Source organism: Robiginitalea sp., assembly GCF_049588695.1.
Classification (GTDB): domain Bacteria; phylum Bacteroidota; class Bacteroidia; order Flavobacteriales; family Flavobacteriaceae; genus Robiginitalea.
In genome coordinates this window covers 1-1,510 of record NZ_JBAVZJ010000278.1, presented here as the reverse complement: position 1 = coordinate 1,510, position 1,510 = coordinate 1, and the positions used below count along the sequence as shown (strand labels likewise).

Annotated in this window: 1 pseudogene; it reads right to left on the bottom strand. The window is 49.5% G+C overall.

What is annotated here, in order from left to right:
• Positions 1–1,510, bottom strand: a pseudogene (locus WBV75_RS06720) (excinuclease ABC subunit UvrA); the annotation flags it as partial.

Genomic DNA, 1,510 nt, shown 5'->3' with positions numbered 1-1,510 from the left:
CCGCTAAGGTAATCTGCAGTCAGGGTTTGGTGATCATATAATTGGTGGGGAGGTCCTTCAGAGATAATCTGCCCGCCGTGTTTCCCGGCCCGGGGTCCAATATCAATGACGTAATCGGAAGCTTCTATCATGTCCCGGTCGTGTTCCACCACAATTACTGAATTCCCCGCATCCCTGAGGGCTTTCAGGGAGTTTATCAATCGCGTGTTGTCCCTTTGATGCAATCCGATACTGGGTTCATCCAAAATATAGAGCACGCCAACAAGTTGGGAACCGATCTGGGTAGCGAGTCTGATACGCTGGGCTTCCCCTCCGGAGAGGGTTTTTGATCCGCGATTCAGAGAGAGATACTCCAAACCGACGTCCAGAAGGAAAGCAAGACGGGTTTTTATTTCTTTGACTACTTCGGCAGCTATTTTCTTTTGATCTCCATCGAGTTTGCCGGAAAGATGATCGAAAAACTCAGAAAGTTCGCCTATATCCATGGCGGCGAGGTCTGCAATATTATTACCCCCAATTTTGAAATATAAGGCCTCCTTTCGCAATCGGCTTCCCCCGCATGACGGACAGTTAATTTTGTCCATATACCCCTTGGCCCATCGCTTAATATGGACGGAGTTGCTATCCGTAAACTGACTCTTCAGAAAGGAGGCAATGCCTTCATAATCTATGCGATAGGCTCTGCGAACGCCCAAGGTCTTTGAGTCCACCTCAAAGGCCTCCTTCCCGCCATTGAGTATGACGTCCAGGGCTTCCGGGGGAATACGCTCGATGGGATCTTCCAGAAGAAAACCGTATTTGAGACCTATTGTTTCCAGCTGTTTAAACGCCCAGGATTTTTTGTATTCCCCCAGGGGAGCGATCCCTCCGGCCTTAATCGATACCGCAGGATCGGGAATAATCTTGCCGGGGTTGACTTCATAGATATGGCCCAGGCCATTACAGGTATCGCACATCCCCCTCGGGGAATTAAATGAAAAGGTATTGGGTTCCGGTACCGGATATGAAATTCCGGTTTCCGGACACATCAGATCTCTGGAGAAATACCTCGGGGTTTCCGTTTGTTCTTCAAGAATCATCAGGACGTCGTCCCCGGCGTACATGGCAGTTCGGATACTTTCGTCCAATCGCTTGAGGATTTCGGGAGTATTCGCGACCTGTAAGCGGTCTATCACGATTTCAATATCGTGGGTTTTATACCGGTCCACTTTCATTCCTTTTTCAAGATCGGCAATGGCCCCGTCTACCCGCACTTTAACATATCCCTGTTTCGCTATTTGTTCAAACAGTTCTCTGTAGTGCCCTTTCCGGGATCGGATCACCGGTGCGAGAATGCTGATCCGCTTTCCCTCGTAGTCCGAAACAATCAGATCGCGGATCTGTTCATCGGTATAGCTGACCATTTTTTTGCCAGTGTTGTAGCTGTAGGCATCTGAGGCCCTGGCAAAAAGCAGACGCAGGAAATCGTAAACCTCAGTAATAGTCCCAACCGTGGAACGCGGGGAGAGGG